26 protein-coding genes are annotated in these 23,708 nt (G+C 68.7%); 13 read left to right on the top strand and 13 right to left on the bottom strand.

Annotated features, from left to right (window positions below; all coding sequences use genetic code 11):
* The first annotated feature begins 114 nt into the window (after window positions 1-114).
* From RIN75_RS10735 to RIN75_RS10750, 4 genes are all read left to right on the top strand, one after another.
* Window positions 115-444 carry a DUF3040 domain-containing protein gene (locus RIN75_RS10735; protein WP_309111680.1) on the top strand — a complete coding sequence of 110 codons (330 nt, stop codon included), beginning with the start codon at window positions 115-117 and terminating at the stop codon, window positions 442-444.
* Window positions 445-750: 306 nt separating this feature from the next.
* On the top strand, window positions 751-1,212 hold the full coding sequence (locus RIN75_RS10740) for a CBS domain-containing protein (protein ID WP_309111681.1): 462 nt from the start codon (window positions 751-753) through the stop codon (window positions 1,210-1,212).
* Window positions 1,213-1,277: 65 nt separating this feature from the next.
* Entirely contained in the window at window positions 1,278-1,733 is a 456-nt protein-coding gene (locus RIN75_RS10745; RefSeq protein WP_309111682.1) for a helix-turn-helix domain-containing protein, read from the top strand.
* The gene (locus RIN75_RS10750; RefSeq protein WP_309111683.1) at window positions 1,649-2,356 is read left to right on the top strand and encodes an IS630 family transposase; all 708 of its coding nucleotides are present in this window, start codon (window positions 1,649-1,651) and stop codon (window positions 2,354-2,356) included. Before RIN75_RS10745 ends, RIN75_RS10750 begins: the two co-directional genes overlap by 85 nt.
* 82 nt (window positions 2,357-2,438) lie before the next feature.
* Here the strand turns inward: RIN75_RS10750 and RIN75_RS10755 are convergent, their stop codons facing one another.
* From RIN75_RS10755 to RIN75_RS10805, 11 genes are all read right to left on the bottom strand, one after another.
* On the bottom strand, window positions 2,439-2,882 hold the full coding sequence (locus tag RIN75_RS10755) for a GNAT family N-acetyltransferase (RefSeq protein WP_309111684.1): 444 nt from the start codon (window positions 2,880-2,882) through the stop codon (window positions 2,439-2,441).
* A gap of 102 nt (window positions 2,883-2,984) precedes the next feature.
* A complete protein-coding gene (locus RIN75_RS10760; protein WP_309111685.1) occupies window positions 2,985-4,670 on the bottom strand; it encodes a Na(+)/H(+) antiporter subunit D in 1,686 nt (561 codons plus the stop codon).
* Window positions 4,660-4,929: a hypothetical protein gene (locus RIN75_RS10765; protein ID WP_309111686.1), complete on the bottom strand. Its 270-nt coding sequence runs from the start codon at window positions 4,927-4,929 to the stop codon at window positions 4,660-4,662. Before RIN75_RS10765 ends, RIN75_RS10760 begins: the two co-directional genes overlap by 11 nt.
* Complete coding sequence (locus tag RIN75_RS10770; protein ID WP_309111687.1) at window positions 4,926-6,425, bottom strand: proton-conducting transporter membrane subunit; 1,500 nt, start codon at window positions 6,423-6,425, stop codon at window positions 4,926-4,928. The genes RIN75_RS10765 and RIN75_RS10770 overlap by 4 nt, the downstream gene beginning before the upstream one ends.
* Window positions 6,418-7,896 (bottom strand): monovalent cation/H+ antiporter subunit D family protein, encoded by a 1,479-nt coding sequence (locus RIN75_RS10775; protein WP_309111688.1) that lies wholly within the window; start codon window positions 7,894-7,896, stop codon window positions 6,418-6,420. The genes RIN75_RS10770 and RIN75_RS10775 overlap by 8 nt, the downstream gene beginning before the upstream one ends.
* Window positions 7,893-8,261, bottom strand: coding sequence for a cation:proton antiporter subunit C (locus RIN75_RS10780; RefSeq protein ID WP_309111689.1), 369 nt, complete (start codon window positions 8,259-8,261; stop codon window positions 7,893-7,895). The genes RIN75_RS10775 and RIN75_RS10780 overlap by 4 nt, the downstream gene beginning before the upstream one ends.
* Window positions 8,258-9,247, bottom strand: coding sequence for a DUF4040 domain-containing protein (locus RIN75_RS10785; protein ID WP_309111690.1), 990 nt, complete (start codon window positions 9,245-9,247; stop codon window positions 8,258-8,260). The genes RIN75_RS10780 and RIN75_RS10785 overlap by 4 nt, the downstream gene beginning before the upstream one ends.
* Window positions 9,244-9,558 carry a monovalent cation/H(+) antiporter subunit G gene (gene mnhG, locus RIN75_RS10790; protein WP_309111691.1) on the bottom strand — a complete coding sequence of 105 codons (315 nt, stop codon included), beginning with the start codon at window positions 9,556-9,558 and terminating at the stop codon, window positions 9,244-9,246. Before mnhG ends, RIN75_RS10785 begins: the two co-directional genes overlap by 4 nt.
* The gene (locus RIN75_RS10795) at window positions 9,555-9,833 is read right to left on the bottom strand and encodes a monovalent cation/H+ antiporter complex subunit F (RefSeq protein ID WP_309111692.1); all 279 of its coding nucleotides are present in this window, start codon (window positions 9,831-9,833) and stop codon (window positions 9,555-9,557) included. The genes mnhG and RIN75_RS10795 overlap by 4 nt, the downstream gene beginning before the upstream one ends.
* Window positions 9,830-10,405, bottom strand: a complete 576-nt coding sequence (locus RIN75_RS10800) for a Na+/H+ antiporter subunit E (RefSeq protein WP_309111693.1) — start codon at window positions 10,403-10,405, stop codon at window positions 9,830-9,832. The genes RIN75_RS10795 and RIN75_RS10800 overlap by 4 nt, the downstream gene beginning before the upstream one ends.
* Before the next feature lie 415 nt (window positions 10,406-10,820).
* Window positions 10,821-12,125, bottom strand: a complete 1,305-nt coding sequence (locus RIN75_RS10805) for an N-acetylneuraminate synthase family protein (RefSeq protein WP_309111694.1) — start codon at window positions 12,123-12,125, stop codon at window positions 10,821-10,823.
* Between the two features lie 795 nt (window positions 12,126-12,920).
* Here RIN75_RS10805 and RIN75_RS10810 point away from each other — a divergent pair.
* The 3 genes from RIN75_RS10810 to RIN75_RS10820 all read left to right on the top strand — a co-directional run bounded on the left by RIN75_RS10810 (window position 12,921) and on the right by RIN75_RS10820 (window position 16,092).
* Window positions 12,921-14,543, top strand: coding sequence for a SulP family inorganic anion transporter (locus RIN75_RS10810; RefSeq protein WP_309111695.1), 1,623 nt, complete (start codon window positions 12,921-12,923; stop codon window positions 14,541-14,543).
* A 230-nt stretch (window positions 14,544-14,773) separates the two neighbouring features.
* A complete protein-coding gene (locus RIN75_RS10815; RefSeq protein ID WP_309111696.1) occupies window positions 14,774-15,256 on the top strand; it encodes a hypothetical protein in 483 nt (160 codons plus the stop codon).
* A 74-nt stretch (window positions 15,257-15,330) separates the two neighbouring features.
* A complete protein-coding gene (locus RIN75_RS10820) occupies window positions 15,331-16,092 on the top strand; it encodes a transposase family protein (protein WP_309111697.1) in 762 nt (253 codons plus the stop codon).
* A 172-nt stretch (window positions 16,093-16,264) separates the two neighbouring features.
* Here RIN75_RS10820 and RIN75_RS10825 read toward each other — a convergent pair whose 3' ends face one another.
* Together RIN75_RS10825 and RIN75_RS10830 are read right to left on the bottom strand one after the other, a co-directional pair.
* Window positions 16,265-16,714 carry a group II intron maturase-specific domain-containing protein gene (locus tag RIN75_RS10825; RefSeq protein ID WP_309111698.1) on the bottom strand — a complete coding sequence of 150 codons (450 nt, stop codon included), beginning with the start codon at window positions 16,712-16,714 and terminating at the stop codon, window positions 16,265-16,267.
* Between the two features lie 105 nt (window positions 16,715-16,819).
* Complete coding sequence (locus tag RIN75_RS10830) at window positions 16,820-16,969, bottom strand: reverse transcriptase domain-containing protein (RefSeq protein ID WP_309111699.1); 150 nt, start codon at window positions 16,967-16,969, stop codon at window positions 16,820-16,822.
* A gap of 1,238 nt (window positions 16,970-18,207) precedes the next feature.
* Between RIN75_RS10830 and RIN75_RS10835 the strand changes: the two genes are divergently transcribed.
* The 6 genes from RIN75_RS10835 to RIN75_RS10860 all read left to right on the top strand — a co-directional run bounded on the left by RIN75_RS10835 (window position 18,208) and on the right by RIN75_RS10860 (window position 23,684).
* Window positions 18,208-18,663: a Sua5/YciO/YrdC/YwlC family protein gene (locus RIN75_RS10835; RefSeq protein ID WP_309111700.1), complete on the top strand. Its 456-nt coding sequence runs from the start codon at window positions 18,208-18,210 to the stop codon at window positions 18,661-18,663.
* On the top strand, window positions 18,660-19,307 hold the full coding sequence (locus RIN75_RS10840; RefSeq protein ID WP_309111701.1) for a carbonic anhydrase: 648 nt from the start codon (window positions 18,660-18,662) through the stop codon (window positions 19,305-19,307). The genes RIN75_RS10835 and RIN75_RS10840 overlap by 4 nt, the downstream gene beginning before the upstream one ends.
* A 221-nt stretch (window positions 19,308-19,528) precedes the next feature.
* Complete coding sequence (locus RIN75_RS10845; protein ID WP_309111702.1) at window positions 19,529-20,146, top strand: TetR/AcrR family transcriptional regulator; 618 nt, start codon at window positions 19,529-19,531, stop codon at window positions 20,144-20,146.
* A complete protein-coding gene (locus tag RIN75_RS10850; protein ID WP_309111703.1) occupies window positions 20,143-21,186 on the top strand; it encodes a hypothetical protein in 1,044 nt (347 codons plus the stop codon). Before RIN75_RS10845 ends, RIN75_RS10850 begins: the two co-directional genes overlap by 4 nt.
* Before the next feature lie 104 nt (window positions 21,187-21,290).
* Window positions 21,291-22,124 (top strand): type II CAAX prenyl endopeptidase Rce1 family protein, encoded by an 834-nt coding sequence (locus tag RIN75_RS10855; protein ID WP_309111704.1) that lies wholly within the window; start codon window positions 21,291-21,293, stop codon window positions 22,122-22,124.
* A 96-nt stretch (window positions 22,125-22,220) separates the two neighbouring features.
* Entirely contained in the window at window positions 22,221-23,684 is a 1,464-nt protein-coding gene (locus RIN75_RS10860) for an NF041680 family putative transposase (RefSeq protein ID WP_309111705.1), read from the top strand.
* Window positions 23,685-23,708 lie beyond the last annotated feature (24 nt).

Below are 23,708 nucleotides of genomic sequence, written 5' to 3' on the forward strand. Positions count from 1 at the left end.
GCTTGCTCGCGTCGGTACCGCGCACGCGCCAGTACCGGGCCCAACTCCTCTGTCCGCGAGCGGGGAGAGCGATACAGCAGACCGTCTCGAGCCGCGTTTCGCATGGAGTCCGCCATGTTGAACCACCACGAGCAACGCCAACTCCGAACGATTGAACAGCTCCTGGAGAGCGAAGATCCCGAGTTCACCCGACGCCTTCGCTCCATGGAGGCCGCAAGCCGCCGAGAGATGACCGGCTGGACCACCGCTGTGGTGGTGGTCGGTCCGGTAGTGGTGTTGGTCGGCCTGCCGGCCGACCTCACGTTGGCCGTCGTCGGCGTGCTGATCGCCGCCGCCATCTGGGTCCGCCTCCTCATGTCCTCACCGCCGCCGTCCTCCCGGGCATGCGGACCGGACGACGACGGCGGGCCACCACCCGACTCGGATCGAGGTGCGGCCGTATGACCGTCCGCAACGGACGAGCGCCGGATCCGCCCATCGAAGTGAGCAAGCGGAGTCGAGCCAGGGCGGGTAGCGGCCGATCGGGCCGCCGCGTCGAGGATCAACCGAACACGTGCTCGACCTGACAGGCCATGTGGCGGACCGCTGCGTCCTGCCTTCGATGAGCCTGCGACTCGTCTGACTACCGGGTGACGGCGGACTTCCCTCGGCTGGTCAACGCCGCTGTCCGCGCCGGCGGACCCAGTGCGCGGGAAAACGGACCAATTGGATGATAGGCGGAAGTCGGGCAATTCGGGTAGTGTCGGTGTCGTGCAGGCTGGAGAGCTCGCTGTCGACTTCCCTGCGATCACCGCCGATTCCAGCGCGGTCGCGGCGGTACGCAAACTCGTCTCCGAACGACTGCCCGGCTTGATCGTGGTCGAGGACGGCAAGCCGGTCACCGCGCTGCCGGCGTACCAGGTGGCTCGATTCCTGGTCCCCCTGTACATGAGGGTCGACCCGGCACTCGCGCGCGTGGTGGCCGAGCGGCACGCGGACCAGCTGTGTGCCCGCCTGGTCGGCAAGCAAGTGCGTGACCTGTTGCCCGAGGGCAGGTGGGAACCGCTGGTCGTGCGGGCCGGCGAGACGGTGATGCAGGTCGCCGAGCTCATGGAACGGGCCCACAGCCCGCTGGTCGCGGTAGTGGGCGAGGACGGCACGTTGCTGGGCGCGATCACGTTGTTCGAGCTGCTCGACGCAACGCTGCGCGAGCTGTCCGACTCCAGGGGTTGAATCGTCAGGGTTAGGTCACGGCGTGTCGGGCTGGCTGCGGCCGATGGGTGCGATATGTGGCTCGGGTGCGCTATCCCGATGGTGGCGGGCTGACGGCCGAGGGGCGGGCCCGGCGTGAGGCGGTTCGGTTGCAGGCGGCGGAGTTGTTCGCCCAGGACGTGTCGGTGCCGGAGATCGCCAGACGGCTTCGGGTGTCGCACAACGCGGTGTACGTGTGGCGGCGGCGATGGCCGGCGGACGGTGAGGTCGGGTTGGCGTCCAAGGGGCCGTCGGGCACCGGGTGTCGGCTCTGCCCGGAGCAGTTGGACCGGCTGGCCGCCGCGCTGGACGAGGGGCCAGCCGCACACGGCTACACCGAGGACCAGCGGTGGACCCTGGCGCGGGTCGCCGATCTGATCGGGCGACTCTTCCGGATCTCCGGTACACCCTGCGCGGAGTGTCGTTGTTGTTGCACCACATGGGGTTCAGCCCGCAGATGCCCGCGCATCGGCCGATCGAACGCGACGACGAGGCCGTCGTGACGTGGCGGCGGGAGGCGTGGCGGCGGGCAAAAAGTCAGCGGCCGAGCGTGGGGCGTTGGATCTGCTTCGAGGACGAGGCGGGTCACACGCTACGGCCGCCGAAGGCACGGACCTGGGCGCCGCGCGGCCGGACCCCGGTGATTCCGGTGTCGGGCAGGGGATCGGGCCGTATCTCGGTCGCCGGACTGTTCTGCGTCCGGCCCGGGCGACGCCCGCACCTGTTGTACCGGGTCAAGGTCCACCGCGCCCGCAAGGGCGGACGCCGCAGCTTCGCCGAGACCGACTACGCCGCTCTGCTGGATGCCGCGCACCAGTACCTCAAAGCCGAGATCGTGGTGATCCGGGACAATCTCAACACCCACATCAGCACCGCGATGCGGCGACTGGTCACCGGCCGGGACTGGCTGCACGTCATCCGACTACCGGCCTACGCGCCCGACCTCAACCCCACCGAGGACGTCTGGTCCCACGTCAAACGCAGCCTGGGCAATCTCGCCGTCACCGGCGTGGACCACCTCGCCGCCATCGTGCGCAACCGGCTCAAACGCATCCAGTACCGACCCGGACTCCTGGCAGGCTTCCTCGCCCAGACCGGCCTCACCCTCGACCCAGAGCCACCCTGATCCCGACCATTCAACCTCTTGTATCGGCGAATTTGCGACCTCGTCGTCACCGACACCGAAGACCGGGTGCCACCGGTCTTCCTTACCTCGGACACAGGTAGAACAACTCGGGGTCGCCCTCGTCCAAGCCATGGAGCAGGCCGACCGGGTTCCACCCCGCGCGCTGGAGCAGCCGCTGCATCGGCTGGTTGGACACATTGGTCGAGGTGAACAGCTTCGGAGCTGTGCAGGAATTCTCGGCGGACTCAAGCAGACGCGCACCGACACCTCGGCCACGGGCGCCGGGCGTCACCATCAGCATCGTGACGAAGCCCTGTTCGAAGAAGGTGTACTCCACCACGCAGTAACCCACCGGTCCGGACGCACCCTCGGCCACGGCCACCAGGCCTTCCCGGCACCACTTCCGGATGCTCGCCCGCCGCGGGCCGTCACCCTCAGCCGCGACCGAATCGATCCCAACCAGCGCCTCTGCATCCGACTCACCCGCGCGGCGCACGGCGAACTCACCAAGATCCACTGCACCCATGGAACCATGTTGTCAGCTCAACATGGCCACCCACCATCTGATCGACGGCGGTGTCGAGGCCGACCTCACCCTGACGATTCAACCTCTGGTAGCGGTCCCCGGTCACAGCAACGCCAGCAGGAGAACACCGCCGAGCACGAGCACGAGCCACCAGATCATCAGGTGGGTCGACCAGGTCACCGCGACACGGCCGTCGGGCCGCAGAGAGCGGGTGGCGGCCATCCAGAGCTTCTCCGCGTCACGCCGCACCGGTGTCCTCACACACGCGCGCAGCCGTGTGAGGCCTCGTGCCGCGGCGTGCCAAGCTGAGGGCAGGAACCGCCGGTAGACCACTTCGAAGTCCACGTTCACCGAGCGGAGCTCCGGCGGGTAGAGGCCGGTGCGGACGAGCAGGGTGAAGGCCATCGACGCGAGCAGCAGCAGTTGGAGTTGGTTGATGACGTGCGGCGTGGTGAACAGCTCGTACTCCACCGGGTACGGGAGCAGGCCGTACAGCAGCGAGGGCACCGCGCCGATCGTGACGCACAGCAGGGCGGCCAGGGCCATCGCGACCCGCATGCTCACCGGGGGCTCGGCCACCCGGTGGCCGCGGTCGTGGGCGAAGAAGGCGAAGTACGGGATCTTGATGCCGGCGTGGTGGAACACGCCGGCCGACGCGAACAGCAGCATCAGCCAGATCACCATGCGGTGGTCCTGCGCCACTCCCTCCATGATCAGCGACTTCGAGGCGAAACCGGAGAACAGGGGGAAGGCGGAGATCGACGCGGCGCCGATCATGCACAGCACCGCGGTCTGCGGCATGGACTTGTAGAGGCCGCCGAGCTCGGACCCCTTGACGGTGCCGGTGCGCATCAGCACAGCGCCCATGCTCATGAACAGCAGGCCTTTGAACACCATGTCTGCGAAGGCGTGCGCGGCCGCGCCGTTGATCCCGAAGGCGCCGCCGATGCCGACACCGACGATCATGAACCCGAGCTGGTTGATCATGCTGTAGGCCAGCACCCGGCGCAGGTCGTTCTCGATGACCGCGTAGAAGATCGGGAAGCAGGTCATGATCGCGCCGATCCACACCAGCATCTCGGTGCCGGGGTAGCCGCGCGCCAGCGCGTAGACGGCGAGCTTCGTGGTGAACGCGGACAGCGCCACCGCTCCGACCACGGTCGATTCCGGGTAGGTGTCGGGCAGCCACGCGTGCAGTACGGGGAACGCGCACTTGAGGCCGATCGCGCAGAGGATCAGTGTGCCGCCCGGTCCGTCCAGGCCGAGGTAGCCGAACTCCAGTCCTTCGCCCGCCGTGACCCGCAGCACGATTCCGGCCAGCATCAGCAGTCCGGAGAGCACTTGGACGGCGAGGTAGCGCATGCCGGCGCGGTAGCTGCGTTCGGTCCCGCCCGCCCAGATCAGGAAGACCGACGACAGGCCGGCCAACTCCCAGAACACGAACAGCGTCAGCAGGTCTCCGGCGAGTGCGCCGCCGACGGCGGTTGCGGCGTAGACGAGGACCATCGCCTGCTGCAACGAATCCTGCAGGTGCAGCGCGTAGACGGCGGTCAGCAGCGCGGCGACGAGGAAGCCGGTCGCGAACACGCGGGACAGGGCGTCCACCCGCACGGGGGTGAGGACCAGGCCGAACACCTCGAAGGACGAGCCGACGCCCTCGGGCAGCACCCACAGCACGGCCAGGCCCGCGATCGGCAGCGACACCAGCAGCGCGCCGCGCGCCCGACCGCGCAGCAGCGGAGTGCCGAGCGCGCCGAGCATCACCACCAGGGCGGGGCTAATCGTCATCCTCATCCCGTTCCGGCCGGTCGTAGTAGTCCTCGTCGCGCTTGAGGAACCGCCGCAGCCACTTCGCCGTGAGCACCAGGCCCACGCTCCCGACAAAGCCGTACAGGGGGTAGAAGGCGAACCACCCGTCTACCCCGAAGTGCGGCTTCTTGCGGTAGAAGACGTCGGCGACGATCGCCAGCACGCACAGCGCCGCGAGGCCGTACACGATGCGGGTCACGTTGCGGGGTTCGTCCAGGCATCGGCGGTCGTCGTTCACGGCAGCTCCACGATTCCGGACAGCTCCGGGATTCCGGACAGGGGTGCGATCACTGCCTCCGCGACGAGGAACAGCGCGACACACCCGATCGCGGTCAGGACCGGCGGTCCGACCAGGGCCGGCGACGCCTCACCGTGCAGTGGCGCCACGGGTGGCGGCCGGAAGAACGCGCGCACCGGTATCGGCATCAGATAGGCCAGCGCCAGCATCGAGCCGACCAGCAGGACCAGCATCATCACCAGTTGGTCGGCCTCGGCGGCGCCCATCAGCAGCAGCCACTTGCTCCACATGCCGCCCAGCGGAGGCAGGCCGATGACCGAGACCGAGGCCAGCAGGAACGCGCCGAACGTCCACGGCATCGTGCGCCCGAGCCCGTCCAGCTCGCTCACCCGGGTCTTGCGGGCCGTGACGTAGACGGCGCCGGCGCACATGAACAGCGTGATCTTGGCGATGGCGTGGGCCACCATGTGCAGTGCGCCGCCCGCGATCGCGACGTCACGAGCGAGCGTCGCGGCCAGCACTACGTAGGCGAGTTGGCTCACCGTCGAGTACGCGAGGCGGCGTTTGAGGTTGTCGCTGCGCACCGCGATCACGCCGGCGGTGAGCAGCGTGACCGCCGCGACCCACATCATCGGCCGCGCCGCGCCGCTCACGTCCAGCGTGTCGATCCCGAAAACGTAGACCGCGACCTTGAGGACGGTGAACACGCCGGCTTTGACCACGGCCACCGCGTGCAGCAGCGCCGACACCGGGGTCGGTGCCACCATCGCCGCCGGCAGCCAGCGGTGGACCGGCATCAACGCGGCCTTGCCGATGCCGAACAGGTAGAGGGTGAACAGCACGACGAGGACGGTCGTCCCGGCGTGGCCGGTGAGCAGCCCACCGGGTCGGAAATCCGTGCTGCCGGCCAACAGCCAGGTCCAGGCGATCGCCGGGAGCAGCAACCCGACGGAGGTCGCCAGCAGCAGCACGAGGTAGGTGCGGCCCCCGCGTTCGGCGTCCGGGTCGCCTTTGTGGACGACCAGCGGCCACGTCGCCAGCGTCATGATCTCGTAGCCGACGAACAGGGTGATCAGGTTCGCCGACAGCGCGATCCACATCGCGGCGGCGATGGTCAGCGCGACGAAGAAGTAGAAGCGGGTCTGGTCGGTCTCGCGATTGCCCCGCAGGTAGCCGATCGAGAAGACGGTCGTCACCGGCCAGAGCACGGCGGCGAGAGTAGCGAACAGCAGGCCCAGCGGCTCCAGCGCGAACTCGAACGACAGGCCGGGCAGCCAGGACCACAGTTCGAAGCGCAGGTCCCGGCCGGCCGCGGGCCACAGCCCGAGCACCGCAACCGCCAGCGCGATCCCGCCGACCAGTGACGCCGCCTCCCGCAGGTTCGGGTGGCGTCGCAGGAGCAGCACGGCGCCACCTGCGAGCAAGGGCAACGCCGCGATGACGGGCAACGCCGTGGCCTGGTCGGGCGAGGTCCAGGTCGCGAGCAGGTCACTCACCCCCGTCGCTCAGCAGCGCCGCCGCCGCGGCGTCGGCCAGACTCGACGGCAACGTGGGGTCGAGGCCGAAGTAGACCGACAGGAGGACGAGGAACCAGATCGCGGCGACCATCGAGACCGGCGGTCGGTTCATCACCGTGACCAGCGACGGCTCGCGGAACCAGCCGACCTCGACGATGCGCCCGACGTAGACCAGCGCGAGCAGGGAGCCGACCAGCATCGCGGCGAGCACCGGCCACTGGCCCCGTTCCAGCAGCGCTGTCGCCAACGCCCACTTGCTGACGAACCCGGCGGTCGGCGGTACGCCGACCAGGCCGAGACCGGCCACGACGACGGCGGCGAACGTCCAGGGCATGCGGCGGCCGAAACCGGCCAGGTCGTCGAGCCGCGTCGAGCCCAGCCGCAGGACCAGCAGCCCGGCCGCGGCGAACAACGCCGCCTTGGTCACGGCGTGGTTGATCACGTGCAGGTAGGCGGCCGACACGCCCGCCGTGGTGGCGAGGCTGATGCCGGCCACGATGTAGCCGATCTGCGCGATGCTCGACCAGGCCAGCAGGTACTTGAGGTCGGTCTGGAAACAGGCGACGGCGGACCCGATCAGCATCGCGAGCACCGCGAGCAGCGCCCCGATCCGGCCGATCGGCATCACGCCGAACACCAGGGTCGCGCTGAACACGGTGAACGCGAACCGGAGCAGCGCGTAGATCGCGACCTTGGTGGCCGTGGCGGAGAGGAGCACGCTGACCGCGGACGGGGCTTGGGCGTACGCATCCGGCAGCCAGGCGTGCAACGGGAACACGGCCATCTTGACCGCCAACCCGATGAACACGAACACGACCGCGGCGTACAGCGCCCGGTTGCCGTGGAGCCCGCCCAGCCGCTGCGCCAGGTCTGCCATGTTGAGGGTGCCCGTGACGGCGTAGGCCAGGCCGATGCCGATGAGGACGAACACGGCGCCGACGCTGCCGACAACGAGGTAGCGGAAGGCCGCGAGCAGTGCGCGCCTGCGTCGTCCCATCGCGATCAGCGCGTACGAGGCCAGCGACATGATCTCCAGGAAGACGAACGCGTTGAAGGCGTCGCCGGTGACGGCGATGCCCAGCATCCCCGCCAAGACCAGGCACAGGCAGGCGTACACCAGCGGGACGCGTTTCGCGGCGACTTCGGCGGCGAGGCTGCGACGGCTGAAGACGGCGACGACCGTGGCGATGAGCGACACCAGCAGCAACACCGGCGTGTTGAAGTCGTCGATCACGAACTCGATGCCGACCGGGGCGGTCCAGCCGCCCACCGAGTACCGCTGCGTTCCGGCCGTGGCCACGCGCTGCGCCAGCAGGACGGCGCAGCCGAACGAGCCGAGCGCCGCCAGCAGGAACAGCAGCCACGCCGCGACGCGGGAACGCAGCAGCGCGCAGAGCGGTGCGCCGAGCAGGGGGAGGAGGACCTGGAGGACCGGGAGCTGCCCCGTCATGAGGCGACGCCGTCGCGGTCGGTGGTGTCGCGCCGGAGTATCTCGTCCTCTTCCAGGCTGCCGTAGGACTCGAAGAGGCGGACGACGAGCGCCAGGCCGACCGCGAGGGTGGCCACACCGACCACGATCGCGGTCAGGATGAGGACGTGCGGCAACGGGTGGGAGTAGGTCTGGGTGCCCTCGGTGATGATGGGCGCGGTGCCGCCGTCGACCTTGCCGAGGCTGATGTAGAACAGGAACACGGCCACCTGGAACAGCGAGAGGCCGATCAGCTTCTTGATCAGGTTGCCGTGGCTGATGACCACGTAGAGGCCGATCATCATGAGCGCGAAGGTCAACCAGTAGACGTAGTGGGATCCGATCATCGTGACGCACCTCGGCCCGTGAAGCTGAAGAACACCGACGTCATCACCGTGGCGACGGTGAGGCCGATGGCCGTTTCGACCAGGAGGATCCCGAGGCGCTGCCCGGCCGCGGTGTCGTCGGGCCGCAGCGTGTCGTAGTCCAGGAACGAGCCGCCGAGCAGCACGGTCGCCACGCCGAGCCCCATGAACAGGAGCAGGCCGAGCGGGATCAGCACCCACAGCACCGCTTGCGGCAGCACCTGCTGGACTCTGTCCAGGCCGAACACCAGGCCGTACAGCACGAACCCGGATGCGAAGATCACCCCTGCCTGGAAGCCGCCGCCGGCGCCGTAGTCGCCGTGGAAGAGCACGTAGAGGGCGAACAACAGGATGAACGGCATCAGCACCCCGCTGACGACGCGCAGGACGCGGTAGTCGGCCAGGACGAGATCCTTCTTCACCGGGTGGTTGCGACGCGTGAGTGGCCCGAGCAGCAGCAGGACGGTGACGCCCGCGGTGAACACCACCACCAGTTCGCCGAGCGTGTCCAGCCCGCGGTAGCTCGCCAGCACGGAGGTGACGGTGTTCGGGATGCCCATGTCCTGCTGCGACTGGACCAGGTAGGTCTCGGTCACGGGGTGGTCGCGCACGGGGGTCGTGGCGGAGCCGAACGGCGGCAGGTCCTGGGCCGCGTAGCCGAGGGCGCCGCCGGCGAACAGCACGACGAGAGCGGCGGGCAGCCGCCGTCGGCGCGGTGTGACGGCCTCCCGGGAGCGGGTCAGCGACAGCACACCCAGCAGCAGCACCGTGCTGATGCCGACCCCGACCGCCGCCTCGGTGAACGCCACGTCGACCGCGTCCAGCAACACGAAGAGGCTGCCGGTGACCAGGCTGAACAGCGCGGTCAACATGGTGGCCTCGTAGAGGGCCCGCATCCGCGTGATCGCGAGCGCCGTGGCCCCCAGGATGGCGAACAGCGAGATGTTCACCAGCACGAACGCTGTCATCGCCTGGTGTCCCCCGCACGCCAGACCGGCACACCGTCCCGGCGTGCCGCCTGCGCCAGGGTGTGCGCCGCGGTCGGACTGGTGATCACCATGAACAGCAAGATGATCAGCAGGCGGAGCCCGACCTCCCACTCCGTGGTCCGCAGGAGCAGGCCGAGCAGGATGAGACCGGCGCCCGCCGAGTCGGTCACGCCGACGGCGTGGATGCGGGTGTAGAAGTCCGGGAACCGGACCAATCCCACCGCGCCGGTCACCACGAAGAAGGCGCCGGCGGCCAGCAGCACACCGCTCAGCACCTCGATGACGGTCATGCTCGCTCGCCCTCTCCGTCGCCGATCGGTCCGTCGTGGTGGGTCAGCCGGAGCACGGCGATGACCGCGACGAAGTTGACCAGCGCGTACAGGATGCCGATGTCCAGGAACTCCGGTCGTCCGAAGAGGAACCCCGCCACCGCGACGAAGAGCACGGCCTTGGTGCCGAACATGTTGACGGCGAGGATGCGGTTGTAGAGGCCAGGACCGACGAACGCCCGGATCAGGACCAAGGCCATGGTGACGAGCAGCGCGGCCATCACCGCGTAGATCATTTACGTGCCTCCAAGAGTCGCACCCGGCGCAGGTTCTTCTCGTCCTGGAGCTTCGCGATGTCCGACGCGTCGAGACTGTGGATCTCCACATGCCCCTCGCCCACGTCCAGGGAGAGCGTGCCCGGGGTGAGCGTGACCGAGTTCGCGTAGATCACCCGCGAGATGGTGGACATGTCCCGGGCGGGCGTGTCATCGACAGCCGGGCGCAACACGACGCGAGGCGACCACACCTTCTGCGCGACAACCCATGAAGAGGTGAGGACTTCCTTGCCGAGCCAGAGGAAGTACATCGGCAGCCGCAGCAACAGGCGTGCGGTGATGTTCTGGGAGTCGGCGATGCCCGCGCGGACGGAAATCCAGCACACCACGACGACCGAAAGCGCCCCGAGCGTCAGGAACAGCGCGTCGAGATGCCCGGACAGAACCAGCCAGAACAGGACGAAGGTAGGCGCCATGCGGAGAACCCACTGCACGAACCACTCCAATCGTCGAACGGCGCTAAAATTGCCGGTCAGATCGAGGTCTCCGACCGGCGTGCCATAACGCGGTCGGGTCCCGATGCGCTTGGGCATCGGGGCTCGCGGACTGGGCGATGGGAGGAATCGCCGCGATCGGCCCCGCCGCCGGGTGCGCTGGTCTCGGGGGACGAATGCGCTCCGGCGTCGGTGGTCGTCCTTGTCGCCAGGACCGATTCGGCAATGGTCGGGCAACAGCATCGACGCGGCATCCTCCCGATGGATGGCTACAGGCCGGAACGACTTCCGCTTCGCGGTCAGCGGACGCCTCTCCGGACAGTCACATGATCGCCTACTCTCGAGACAGCGGCACGTTGTTACTGGATGAACCTACCTGAACCGGACAATAGCGACAATATTGTCCGGTGCGGCGCCGCGTGCCACACCCGTCCGACGCCCACTTGCACATGAGAGGCTTCGCGCGGTCATGGACGGCTGTGGGCGCTGTGCCCGGCGCGGGGTGACGATCGAGTCATTCCCGTGCCGGGCACGCGGTGCGGCCGGGCAGTCGTGCAGATGAGGCAGGTTCCTCCGCCTGCGACGGCTGGTGCGCGAGCGCGTTCTCCAGGCGGTGGATGCGCTCCTCGTAGCTCGCGACCGCAGCTATTCGGGCACGGACACGGCTGTGCTCGCTCCTGACCGCGTCGAGCAGCGCCGCAGCTTCGCCGGAGTCGTCACCGTCGCCGGCACCACCCACCGGAAGCCTCCGGTCGGCTTCCAGGGTGCCGAGTCTGACCTCGATCGCGGCCACCTGCTCGGCGAGCAGCCTCGTGTGGTGTTGGAAATCGTTGCTTGAGCAGGTCCGCTTCCCGGCGCAGGCGGTGTTCGGGCGTACGTGGACGGGGGCGCCCCAGGCGTGCTCGAACGTGGTCTGCGCGGGGTTGTCCACGAGCGCGCCGGCCAGTGCCTCGACTCGGTCGCCGTGGACGACGATCGCGTCGGGCCGCTCCTCGTGGACCAGTCGGGTGAGCGCCTGGACGGTGGTGGCAGCGCCGGCGCCATCGGCTCGCCGTCGACCTGGTTGGGGATCAGGTGCAGATTGCGCAACCCGGCGCGTTCGACCTCCCGGACGGTGTAGCCGTGACGGCGCAGCAGGTGCATCCCGGGCCGACACGATGCGGGCGGTCAGGCGTTCGCTGTCCTGGACGGCGAGCATGACCTGGCGAAGTTTGCTGAAGTCCGCACGGGTGTCGGTGACGAACGGCACCTCGCGGGAACGGTCAGGCATCCGCGAGGTCGTTCCAGGCGACCTGCCGGTCCGCGGGCAGATCGCGCAGGACACGCCTGCCGAGGACGGACGAGTGGTCCGCACCCTGATCTGCCCGGTACCGGGTCGCTTGACCCACGTGTTGCCCTCGGTCAACACCTCGCCCGCGCCACCGGGCGGGTCGTGACGACGCAGGCGTAGGCGAAGTCGATGGTGGGCTGCTCGGAGGATCACCGGCTTGCCGAGTCCCGCGATGTGCTTGACCAGTGGGTAGTTGTCGCACTCGCCGGAGTCGATCTTGTACGCGGGCACGTCCAGCGCCGCGAGCCGGTCCGCCGCGGCCCGGGAGAACCGTGTGGACAGGAGAATCAGGCCGCGTTCCTCGGCGTGGTCCTTGACGTCCCGCTCGACCTCCGCGGACAGGGCGCAGCGCTGCGTCATCGTGTAGATGGAGATGGGTTCGTCGGCATTGCCCGGCACGACGTCGTCGGGATCGTCTCGTCTTCGACGACGTGCGTCTGGATGGAACTTGACGCACTCGACGCCGGCGTCGAGTGCGTCGTCGATCATCCCGGTGGGCCTTGGCGGGGTCGCCCTCGTGGTTGATGCCGGTCTCGGCGATCACCAACGGCCGGGTGGGCGGGCCTGATGGGGCGCGCGCCGATGTGGAATTCGGGCACGGCAGACTCGTGTGGCAGGGGTAACATAAAGATCAACTCCAGTCGACGGCGAAGCACACGCCGACCAGGCTTCCCGGCACATCGTGATCAGACCGTCGATCCGGTCGCATCAGCGCGCTGAACCTACCCGAGGGGTGTGCCCCGCTGTCAACCTTCATCTGCTGATCGTTGTAAATTCAACAAGTCGGACGGTGAAGCACGGGCGCGGAGTGTTCGCGGCCGTCGTCCGGTGGTCTTGCGCTTGCCTGGGTGGCGGTCGGCGGCGACGGACCACCCGGCTCGCGCGTGGAGACCCGCAACCCCCCGTTCCGCTCGAAAGTCATCGCCGCTGATCGCGCGGCGTGTCTGTACTCGTTGACGAGTCCGGCCGGGATCCAGGTGTGCAGCAGTCTGCGGGTGTCGAGGGCTTTGCGTCGGATGGTGCCGATGACTCGTTCGCAGTGGGCGTTCGTCCGGGGGCGCCTGAGGGCGTTCGTGACCATGCGCATGCCGAGCGGGTGACGATGTCACGGTGTGTGTGTCACTGGTCACAAAACGCAGTCCACATTATGGGAATTTTCATTCGTTTTGATGTGGAATATCGCCCGTCTGCTCGATCGGCCGGGCGATTCCGCGCAGGCCAGGGCTGTTGGCGTGAAGTGGGGGAGCTCGGCCGCGTGTCGCCGCCGGCGGCTGTCAAGGGCATGTGGACAGGCTTCGATGGGGTTGCCTTGATCTTGCCTTGAAAAGATCTTTACGACACCTTTGCAATCAGGAGCAGGAGTGCGGGGAGTCCGATCGGCAGCTCTGCTCGCGGTGCGCAGGTGAGCATGTCGTGGAGCGAGGGGAGCCCATGGGCCGGCGAATCACCACAGAGATTCTCTCAGGGCTGACGGTCGCCGTCGTCGCGCTACCACTGGCGATCGCCTTCGGCGTCACCGCGACCGGCACCTCCGAGGGGGCGCTCGTCGGACTGTACGGCGCGATCTTCGCCGGCTTCTTCGCCGCGGTGTTCGGCGGCACGCCGGGTCAGGTGACCGGGCCCACCGGCCCCATCACCGTGGTCGCCACCGGGGTCATCGCCGCGCACGGACTGGAGTCCGCGTTCATCGCGTTCGTCATGGCGGGCGCGTTCCAGATCCTGTTCGGGCTGTGCAGGCTCGGATCGCTCATCCGCTACATACCCCACCCCGTGGTGTCGGGGTTTATGGGCGGGATCGCACTGATCATCATCCTGGGCGAGCTCGATCAGGTGCGGAGAAGCTTCCTGGTGGTCGCGGCCACGATCGTGCTCATGCTCGTGTCCGCACGGGTGATCAAGTCGATTCCGTCGAGCCTGATCGCGCTCGTGACCATCACCGCGATCCTGCCGCTGGCCGACCCACTGCTGCGCGACGTGCGCATCGGTCCGGTCACGCTCAACACCGCGGTCGACTACATCGGTCGGATCCCGGAGTCGATCCCCTCGATCGCCATTCCCGACTTCAGCGGTTCGCTGATCCTCACCCTCGTGCTGCCCGCGCTCAGCATCGCGCTGCTGGGCTCGATCGACTCGCTGCTGACCTCGGTGGTCATGGACAACATCACCGGCGGCCGGCACCGCAGCAACAGGGAACTCGTCGGCCAGGGGCTCGGCAACATGGCCAGCGGGTTGTTCGGCGGCCTGGCGAGCGCCGGCGCGACGGTCAGGTCCGTGGTCAACGTCAGAAGCGGTGGCCGCACCGGGCTGTCAGCCGCGACGCACAGCGTCCTCCTGCTCGCTCTGGTGGCCGGCCTCGGGGCCGTCGTGCAGTACATCCCCCTCCCGGTCCTGTCGGGCATCCTGATCCTGACCGCGCTGGGCATGTTCGACTGGGAGAGCCTGCGCAAAGCACGGGTCTCCCCGAGAGGTGACGTCGTCGTGATGTTCGCGACGATGATCGTCACCGTGCTGGTCGACCTGACCGTGGCCGTCGCGGTCGGCGTCACCCTGGCCCTCATCGTCCACTTCGTGCAGTCACGCCGGCGGAAAGCCCTGATCGTGCCGGAAGGCGGCGACACCTACCGCATCGAAGGGCCCCTGTCGTTCCTGTCCGTCGACCATGTCTTCTCCACTCTGCGCAACAGCCGGTCGGATCTGTCGCTCAACCTGCGGAACGTGGACTACATGGACATGTCCGGGGCGAAGGCGTTGCTGACCTTCATCGACCACTCGCACAAGTCCGGCGTCGAGGTGGACATCAAAGACCTGCCACCGCACATCGAGAGCAGGCTGATCGCGCTCGCGACCGAGGACCAACGGGGCAGGCTCGACGCCGCCGTCGAAAACCGACCAAGGGATGTCTTGTAACCGACATCGAGGGCGGCTCCGCAGGTTCCCGCTCAGCCGGTGGGTGCTTGTGGGCGAGTTCACTGTGGACTTTGCGTCCTGCCGCCGTGGAGCCGCCGACCGTGAACCGATCAACGCACCGGAACACAGGCGACACGGTCTTGTTCCAGTGCGCCGGATTACGTTCGGGGTCCGGCGCTCACGCGGCGTTCGCCAAGTGCCGCAGCTTCGCCGATGACATTGGCGCGACGTTGCACACGGTAGTCGGCGACGACGTGCCGACGGCGCTGTTAAAGTTCGCCCGCGGGGTGAACGCCACCCAACTGGTGCTCGGCACGCCCCGGCGCTCGCGGCTGGCCCAGGTGTTCGACGAGGGCATCGGCGCGGCGGTCCTCCAGGCGTCCGGTCCGATCGACATGCACATGGTCACCCACCACGAGGCCCGTCGGGGTGTGTGGTGGCGGATCGGGCGCAATCCCGTCATCGGAGCCTTGACCCGGTCGCATAGGATCGCCGGGTGGGCACTGGCCCTGGTGCTGCCGGCCGCCTGTGCGGCGGTCGGCGTCGTGCTGCGCGAGCGGATCGAGCTGTCCACCGCGTTGGCCATGGTGATCGTCGCGCTGCAGGCCAAGGGCCGGGGCCGTGCCATGCCCTCGCCGGTGCTGGGCGCCTCCCCGGACGCCCTGCACGACTTGGTCACTGAGGCCTTTCCAACCTGGCGGTGTGGGCGGTGACCGTGGTGGAAGCATGGCGAACTCCTGGTAGATGACTTCTCGACCAAGAGCAAGGCCATCGCCAGGAGCTTCGAGTGCTTGTCTACCCATCCGCGATCGACCTGTCCAGTTCACACCTTCAGCTCCTTGCGCGGGAACTGACCACGCACCGGCGCCGGATCGGCAGTAGGTGGCGCAGGCTCGAGCCCGGACACCAGGCCCTGCTGGTGCTGGCGCATCTGCGCTGCGGCGACACCTACAGCCGCCTGGCCGCGGGGTTCGGCGTCGGCCCGGCCACCGTCTGCCGCTACATCCACGAAGCCGTCCAACTCCTGGCCGCACTGGCACCGGACCTGGCCGACGCGCTGAAAGTCGCCACGCGCAAGGCCTACATCATCCTCGACGGCACCCTGCCGCCCATCGACCGCATCGCCGCCGACCGCCCGTACCACTCGGGAAAACACAAGCGCCACGGCATGAACATCCAAGTCCCCGCCGACCCCGCCGGGCGACTGCTCTGGACCTCGCCCGCGTTGCCCGGCTCGACCCACGACCTGACCACGGCCCGCACCCACGGCATCGTCGACGCCCTAGCCGCAGCGGACATCCCATGCTGGGCGGACAGGGCCTACCGGGGCGCCGGCGGCCCGGTCCGCGTGCCCTATCGCGGCAAGTGGCACAACCTCTCGCCCGGTCAGCAGGCGGTCAACCGCTCGCATGGCCGCATCCGCGCCCTCGGCGAACGAGCCGTCTCGGTCCTGAAGGCCTGGCGGCTGCTGCGCAGACTCCGCTGCTCCACCACCCGCATCACCGACCTGACCCGAGCCGTCCTCACACTCCACCTCAACGCTGGATGAGGTTGGAGGGTCGGGAGCTGGCGCGGTGCCTGCTGCTCGGCGGTAGGGCATGGAGCCGCAGTGCCCGACTGGTTTCCCGGTCAGGGTGTTCTTCTCCATGGCCGTGGCCGGTCTTGGGTCCGTTTCCAGCTCTCGCCCGTCAAACCGTGCATGCGGTTCTCCCGCACACGGCTTACCGACGTCGTCCACCGCCGGCATTCGGCTTGTCCCGCCAGGGTTTGCCAGCCCTGGGTTGCACGACGATTCCGTAGAGCCGGATCAGACCGAACTCGTCGGGCGTGAAGTGCAGCAGTGCCCAACGGCCGAAGTGGCGGCTGCGGCGGTGGCGCTTGCTGAGCCATAACGCGATCCGCATCCGCACATACTGTCTGATCTTGCTGAAGCGTTCCGCCGAGTGTCCGTAACGGAAGTACCCGGCCCAGCCGCGCAGGAACGCGTTGACATCCTGCACGATCACTTCAACGGGCAGCAGCAGCCGGCGCCGGGCGGTGAGTTCCCGGATCCGGTCACGGGCATGCTGCTTGGCCTTGTTCGCGCGCCAGCGGGCGAGGAAGGTGAACGGGCGTCGTCCGTCGCGAGGCCGGGATGTCACCAGCCGGTGGTGGAAGCCGAGGAAGCCCACACCTTCCCCACCGACTTGGAGGTGCACAATCCTGGTCTTGGTCTCCTTCGGTTGCAAGCCGAGTTCGGCCGGCAGTTGTCGAAGCCGCTGCAGGGCAGCCTCGGCCTACTCGCGGGACTTGCACATCACCAGCACGTCGTCGGCATACCGGACCAGCACCCCCTGCTCTCGTGTCGACCATTGCCGGTCCATCCGGTGCAGGTAGACGTTGCACAGCAGCGGGGAAACCACCCCGCCTTGCGGACTGCCGGCCATCTCCCGACGAACCAGACCGTGCTCTATCACCCCTGCGCACAGCATCACCCACCGCCTGCCCCCGCGCGGACTCCTCGATGAGGACCTGCAGGGCGCCGTGCGCCGAGCGTTTCGGGCGGAACCCGAAACCGCCCGACAGCATGTCCGCTTCGAAGACCGGCTCGAGCACGATCTTCACCGCGGCCTGCACGATGCGGTCACGCACCGATGGTATCGACAGCGGCCTCAACCCGCTGCTGCCCGGCTTGGGGATGAACACCCGCCGCGCCGGCAACGGCCGATGGCTGCCGCCCCCCAGTTCGCCGGCCAACTCGCCCAGCAGACGAGCAACCCCGTGCTGTTCGACTTGGTCCAGGGTGGTCTTGTCGATGCCCGGTGCACCGTCGTTACGGCGCGCCGCGACCCACGCCCGCCACAAGACATCCCTGCGGAAGATCTCGTCTCGCAGCGCATGGAACCGACGTCCGGGATCGGCCTTGGCCGCCCGGTACAGCGCATGTGCGCAAGGCGCGAACCGGATCAACGATCGATCCCGAAGCGGCGGGACCAGCCAAACCGGCACTCACCGGGCTCCTCCTCAACATCAGGCGCGTCGACGAAGTAGCGGCCCTTCCCATCACCGGCGGTTGTGTTGTCCGCTCGGCTCAACCGGCACTACGGCCGCCTCCGACCCCCTCCCGGCCAGTGATCCATTTCCCGAGATCATCGGTTATAGGACACCACGCTCCGACAACACCACCCGCAGATCGCCGGACCGGGGAGGGCCTCTCCAATTCCCGCCGCCACCATCTGAACGTTCCGAGCCCCATACGCCCGGGAGTTCCTCGCGGCTGCAATCCAGGCGCTACACCGCTTCCATGGCCTTCACCCCGATTTCGAAGGGCTCGGCTCTCCCTAGTGCCACCCACAACAGGCAGCTGAGTAACGACGCCGCAGGCTTCGCTTCACGCTACGGACCGCTCAGTCGCTCCCCCATAGGGCCTTCGACACTAGCTTCGACCCGGCCCGTTTCCAGACCAAGCCGCCAGTCTGCTACCGGGCCTCCTGGCAGCTACCCGGACCGGACTCACACCGGCAGGCGACGACGAGCTTACGAACGACGATCAACCACCTACATGATCAACCCCCGCTCTACTGGACGCACGGAAAAGGCTCACTGATCTTCCCGAGCGCGGGTGGGCTCTGGTGGAGGCGTTCTGACCAGTGGGTTGCCCCTGATCGTCTGCCACCAGCCGTCGATGACCCGGGACCTCGGCGAGACCCACGGCACGGTCGCGATGCGGATGTCGTCCCATCCGATGGTGCTTGGCCTGCTCGCTGAGACCGGGCCGATGGTCCTCTCCAGCGCCAACCTGACCGGACAGCCCTCCCCACAGGACTGCGATGCCGCGCAGGGCATGCTCGGTGACCCGGTCGCCGTCTACCTGGACGGCGGGCCCACCGCGGCCGCCGTCGCCTTCTCCATCGTGGATCTCACCGGTGCGGTCCCCGTCCTCACCCGCGCGGGCGCGATCACCGGTGGACGGTGGCGCCCGACCTACACGCCGTTCCGTGACCCCAGGCCACCGACACCGGCGGTGAGCGGGCGGCCTCCTGGAACCACCCGTTCGGCGGGACGCCGCTCGCGGCTGATGTGGCGGGCCCATCGAGCAGGTGGCGGGCAGGTGCGGCCTGGTCGTAGCCTGCGGCTATGACCGATGCTCCGCTGACTCCGTCCGAAGCTCTCGATCTGCTGCTGGCCGGCAATCAGCGCTTCATCTCGGGCACGCCGCAGCACCCGCACCAGGACGCCGCGCGCCGTGCCGAGACCGCACCCGGCCAGCGCCCGTTCGCCGTGCTCTTCGGCTGCTCCGACTCGCGCCTGGCCGCCGAGATCATCTTCGACCGGGGCCTGGGTGACCTGTTCGTGGTCCGCACCGCAGGCCATGTGGTGGGGCCGGAGGTGCTGGGCAGCATCGAGTACGGCGCGAGCATGCTGGACTGTCCGCTGGTCGTGGTGCTGGGACACGACTCGTGCGGCGCGGTCGCCGCCACCCGCGCCGCTCTCACCGACGGTGTCGTCGCCACCGGATACGTGCGCGACCTCATCGAGCGCGTCACGCCCAGCGTCCTGTCCGCCCGCGCCACCGGACTCACCCAGGACGACGACATCATCGCCGAGCACATCCGGCATACCGTCGCTCTCCTCCTTGATCGCTCCCGGGTGCTCGCCGACCAGGTCACGACCGGGCAGACCGCCGTGGTGGGCCTGTCATACCAGTTGGCAGACGGCGGCGCCCGGGTCGTCACGGCCCGCGGCCTGCCGATGGAAGCCGCTGCCCCAAACCCCGCTCCATGACCACCGCCGGGCCATCGGCCGATGTGTGCTTCCCCTCGTAGCGTGGAGACCTGAACCAAGAGGGATGGTTGTCCCGTGGGAGACAGGGGACGCCGGTTTGAACACGCAGCCACCTAACCGCAGGTCAAACCGTGCGGCCGACTTCTGGCACCCCACAGGCGGTTTGGCGGACGGCTCCGAACGCCCTCGACCGATCAGGCCGATCGGCCTAATTTTTGTCCATGCGTTCAGAAAACGGGTCGACCGGCCGATCCTTTGTCGAGGTGGCACGGCGCCGGCAGATCATCGATGCCGCGATCGAGACGGTTGCGGAGCGTGGCTACGCGAACGCCTCGCTGGCCCACATCGCGACGACCGCGGGCATCTCGAAGAGCGTGATCTCCTACCACTTCGCCGGCAAGGAGGAACTGCTGCGCGAGGTGGTCACCGCCGTCTTCGACGAGTGCGGCGAGGCGGTCGGTGCCGCACTCGCGAGCTGCCGCACATGGACGGAACGGTTGGCCGCGACCATCACCGGGCAACTGGAGTACCTGCGTGACCACCGGACCAGGTGGCTCGCCGCGTCCGAGATCGTGATCAGTCATCGGGACGAGTCCGGCACTCCCCTGTACCTCCAGTCAGGCGATGAGGAGATCGAGGGGATCGTGGGGATCCTCGAGGCCGGCCGGGACGCGGGCGAGTTCGGTGCGTTCGACGTGCGCATCGCCGCTCTGACCGTGGTACACGGGCTCGACGGCGTGCTCACCGAATGGCAGAAGGACGAGTCGCTCGACCTCGACGACTACGGCAGGCGGTTGGTGGCGTTCATCCTGCGCGCGGTCCGGCCGGGCGCCTCATGACCACCTTCGAGTTCCGGGGCATCTGCTACGACGCGGGCGTGCGCTACGAGAAGGACTGGTGGTCACGCACGCGATGGCGGCTCCCCGATGTGGAACGGGACCTGCGGGTGATCCGCGACGAGCTGCACTGCAACGCTGTGTCCGTCATGGCGACGAGCACCCGGCGGCTCGCCGAGGCAGGCGAGATCGCGAGTGGGCTGGGGCTCCACACCTGGCTCCAGCCCCGGCCCTTCGACCTGCCGGACCCTCGGCTGCTGGCCGACATCGCCGAGACGGCGCGGATTGCCGCCGGGTTGCGGCGCGTGCCCGGCGCCGCACAGGTCGGGCTCAACCTCGGCTGCGAGGTCAGCACCTCGATGGCCGGTATCGTGCCGGGCCGTACCTTCGTCCGGCGCAGTCGGAACCTGGCCTGGGCCGCGCCGCTGCTGCCCTGGTTCAACCGGCGCCTGCGGCGGGTTCTCGACCGCGCCGTCGACGTCGCCCGCGAGCACTTCGACGGCCCGCTCACCTACTCCTCGGGCGACTGGGAGCGGGTCGACTGGACCAGGTTCGACTACGTCGGGCTCGACGCCTACCCGGACGCCACCAACGAGTGGCGGTTCGAGGCAGGCCTCACCGCCCGGACCGCGCACGACGCACCGGTGCTGGCCACGGAAGTCGGGTGCTGCACCTACCGGGGCGCCGCGGAGAAGGGGGCCGGCGGGTTCGACGTGCTCTCCGGCAGGCGCGACCGGCCGCTGCGTGGCCGCCCCGTCCGCGACGAGCAGGTGCAGGCCGACTACCTGGACAGGGCGTTCGACCTCTTCGAGCGAATGGGCGTCCGAGGGGTCTTCGTATATGTCTTCAGTCATCCCGAACTGCCGCACCGGCCCGATCCCGTGCGGGACGAGGACATGGCCAGCTTCGGGGTGGTCGCGGTGTCACCGCCACGCACCGGCGACCCGGACGAACCCGAGCACTGGCGCCAGAAACGCGCCTTCCACACCATCGCCGAGCGCTACGCGGCGCACGCGGCACGCGCCGCCGATCACGCGACCTGAGCACGAAGGACGGACATGACGAACGGACAGGACGACACCCGCACCCCGATCCCGCGTACTGGGCGCGGTCCGGCGAGAGGGCACCCCGCGCGAAGGGGATCCTGATGGCCGCGGCGGCATCGGGCACCGGGGCGTTGAGCCGTGCTCTCCTGCCCGCCACGAACGACGGCTGGCTGGACCGGCACCTCCCACTCGCCGTGCAGGGCCTGTGCTGGGCCGCGCTCGTCGTACTCGCCGTGCGGCCGGCCGACCGCCGCTCGTGGTCCGACCTCGCACTGGCGTCGCCCCACCGCGGCTGGCGCCCGGCCGCCGCCGGCATCCTCGCCTGGCTCCTGCCAGTGGTGGCCGGGCTCGGCATTGTGCTGGGCACAGGCGCGCTGGACATCGCCCCAGCGGCCGATCCACCAGCCGTGGGACGGCTCGCCCTGCTCCTCCCGCTCACCATCGTGGTCACGTTCGTCGTCTACTCGCTACCCGCGGAGTCGCTCTTCCGCGGATACGTGTACACGAACCTCGCCGAGCGGATGCGCGGCTGGCCCCTCCTCACGGCCACCACGACCCTCCAGACCCTCGTGCTCCTCGCGATCACGCCCACCGCAGGCCTCCCCGCTGTCGCGACAGCGTTCGGCACCGGCATCGGTCTCACCTATCTGCGGGCCGTATCCGGAACAGTCTGGTTCTGCGCGGCGGTCCACGCCACCAGCACATCGTTCGGCTACCTACTGAACAACGACACCCTCCACATGACCGACGAGACACAGGTGCGGATCCTCCTCGGCATCCTGCCCCTGGCGGTCGCGATCGTGATGGTGGCACGCCTAGCGCGGCGCAGCCCGCGCTGCTCGGCCGGGAACCGTCCTGACCCAGCCCTTTGTGCCGCTCGAAAGGTCATCGTCGCCGGCAGAGCAGTGCTGCCGCCGCTTGAGCTTGCTGTTTAAGGTCCCGGTCGGTGACGTGCACTCCGGTTGATCATGGAAGCAGCCCTTGGTTGATCATCGCTCTTGCGACAGAAGGATGATCGACCAAAGGGCTGCGTGATCAGTGTGCACCATCTCGACTCCGGGCCGGCACTCGGGGAGTTGTCCGGGTTCCGGCGTGAGTTCCACCGTTGCCTGACCCGCCGGGCGGACGGGCTGTTCGAGCTGGCCGTTGCCGTGCTGTGCGCCGATGGGCCGGTGCGGACGCTGGTCGGCCTGTCGCTGGCGCCGGAGCATCGACGAGGGCACGGCGGGTTGTACGACGCGGTCAACAACGGCCGGATCGACTCGGAACGGTTACGTGACGCGTTGGCCGGGCTGCCGCTGTCCCGTGCGGCGGACGGTCGCCTGGTGCTGGCGGTGGACGTCTCGCCGTGGCTGCGTCCGGACGGCAACACCTGCCCGGACCGCTCCTTCTGCCACACCTACGGCCGCGGCCGCAACGAGCACCGCATGATCCCGGGACGGCCGTACTCCTTCGTGGCCGCATTGGAGACCGGTGGCACGTCGTGGACCGCCTTGTTGGACGCGGTCCGGTTGCCGCCGGGCGCGGACGTCGCCGCGGTGACCGTCACGCAACTGCGCGCGGTGGTCGGGCGGTTGATCGCCGCCGGTCAGTGGAAGCAGGGCGATCCGGAGATCCTGGTGGTGCTCGACGCCGGCTACGACGCACCCCGCATCGCCTACCTGTTGGCGGATCTGCCGGTGCAAGTGCTGGGGCGGATGCGGTCGGACCGGGTGCTGCTCCGCCCGGCACCGACCCCGGTCCGCAATCCGTCCAGGGGACGTCGGCCCAAGCACGGCAGCGAGTTCGTCTTCGGTGATCCGGCCACCTGGGGCGCCGAGGACGTGACGACCCGCACCGACACCCGTCTCTACGGCACCGCCACCGCACAGGCCTGGAACCGGCTGCACCCGCGAATGACCCGCCGGGCCGCCTGGATCGACCACGACGGGCCGCTGCCGCTCATCGAGGGCACCGTCATCCGCCTGACGGTGCAACACCTGCCCAGCGGCGGGGTGAACAAGCCCGTCTGGCTGTGGTGCTCCGACACCGACGCCGGACCCGCCGAGGTCGACCGCTACTGGCAGATGTTCCTGCGGCGCTTCGACATCGAGCACACATTCCGCCTGCTCAAACAGACCCTCGGCTGGACCAAGCCCCGACTGCGCAGCCCCGAGGCCGCCGACCGCTGGACCTGGCTGATCCTCGCCGCCCACACCCAACTCCGCCTGGCCCGACCACTGGTCGCCGACCTACGCCACCCCTGGGAACGCCCTGTCGAACCCGACAGACTCACCCCGGCCCGCGTCCGCCGCGGATTTCGCAACCTCCACACGAAGATCGCACGTCCAGCGGCGGCACCGAAATCCACCCGACCCGGACCAGGACGACCACCCGGATCGAGGAACCGCGTTACCGCGCAACGGTTCGACGTCGGACTACTCCTGGCCACCGGCCAGGCATACACCCGACCAACCCACTACAAGAAGGGCACCAAACCCCGCCGAACAAGTTAAATGGCAGGTTGAGAGCATGTCCGG

Origin of the sequence: Saccharothrix sp. (assembly GCF_031180885.1) — a bacterium.
Taxonomy (GTDB): domain Bacteria; phylum Actinomycetota; class Actinomycetes; order Mycobacteriales; family Pseudonocardiaceae; genus Actinosynnema.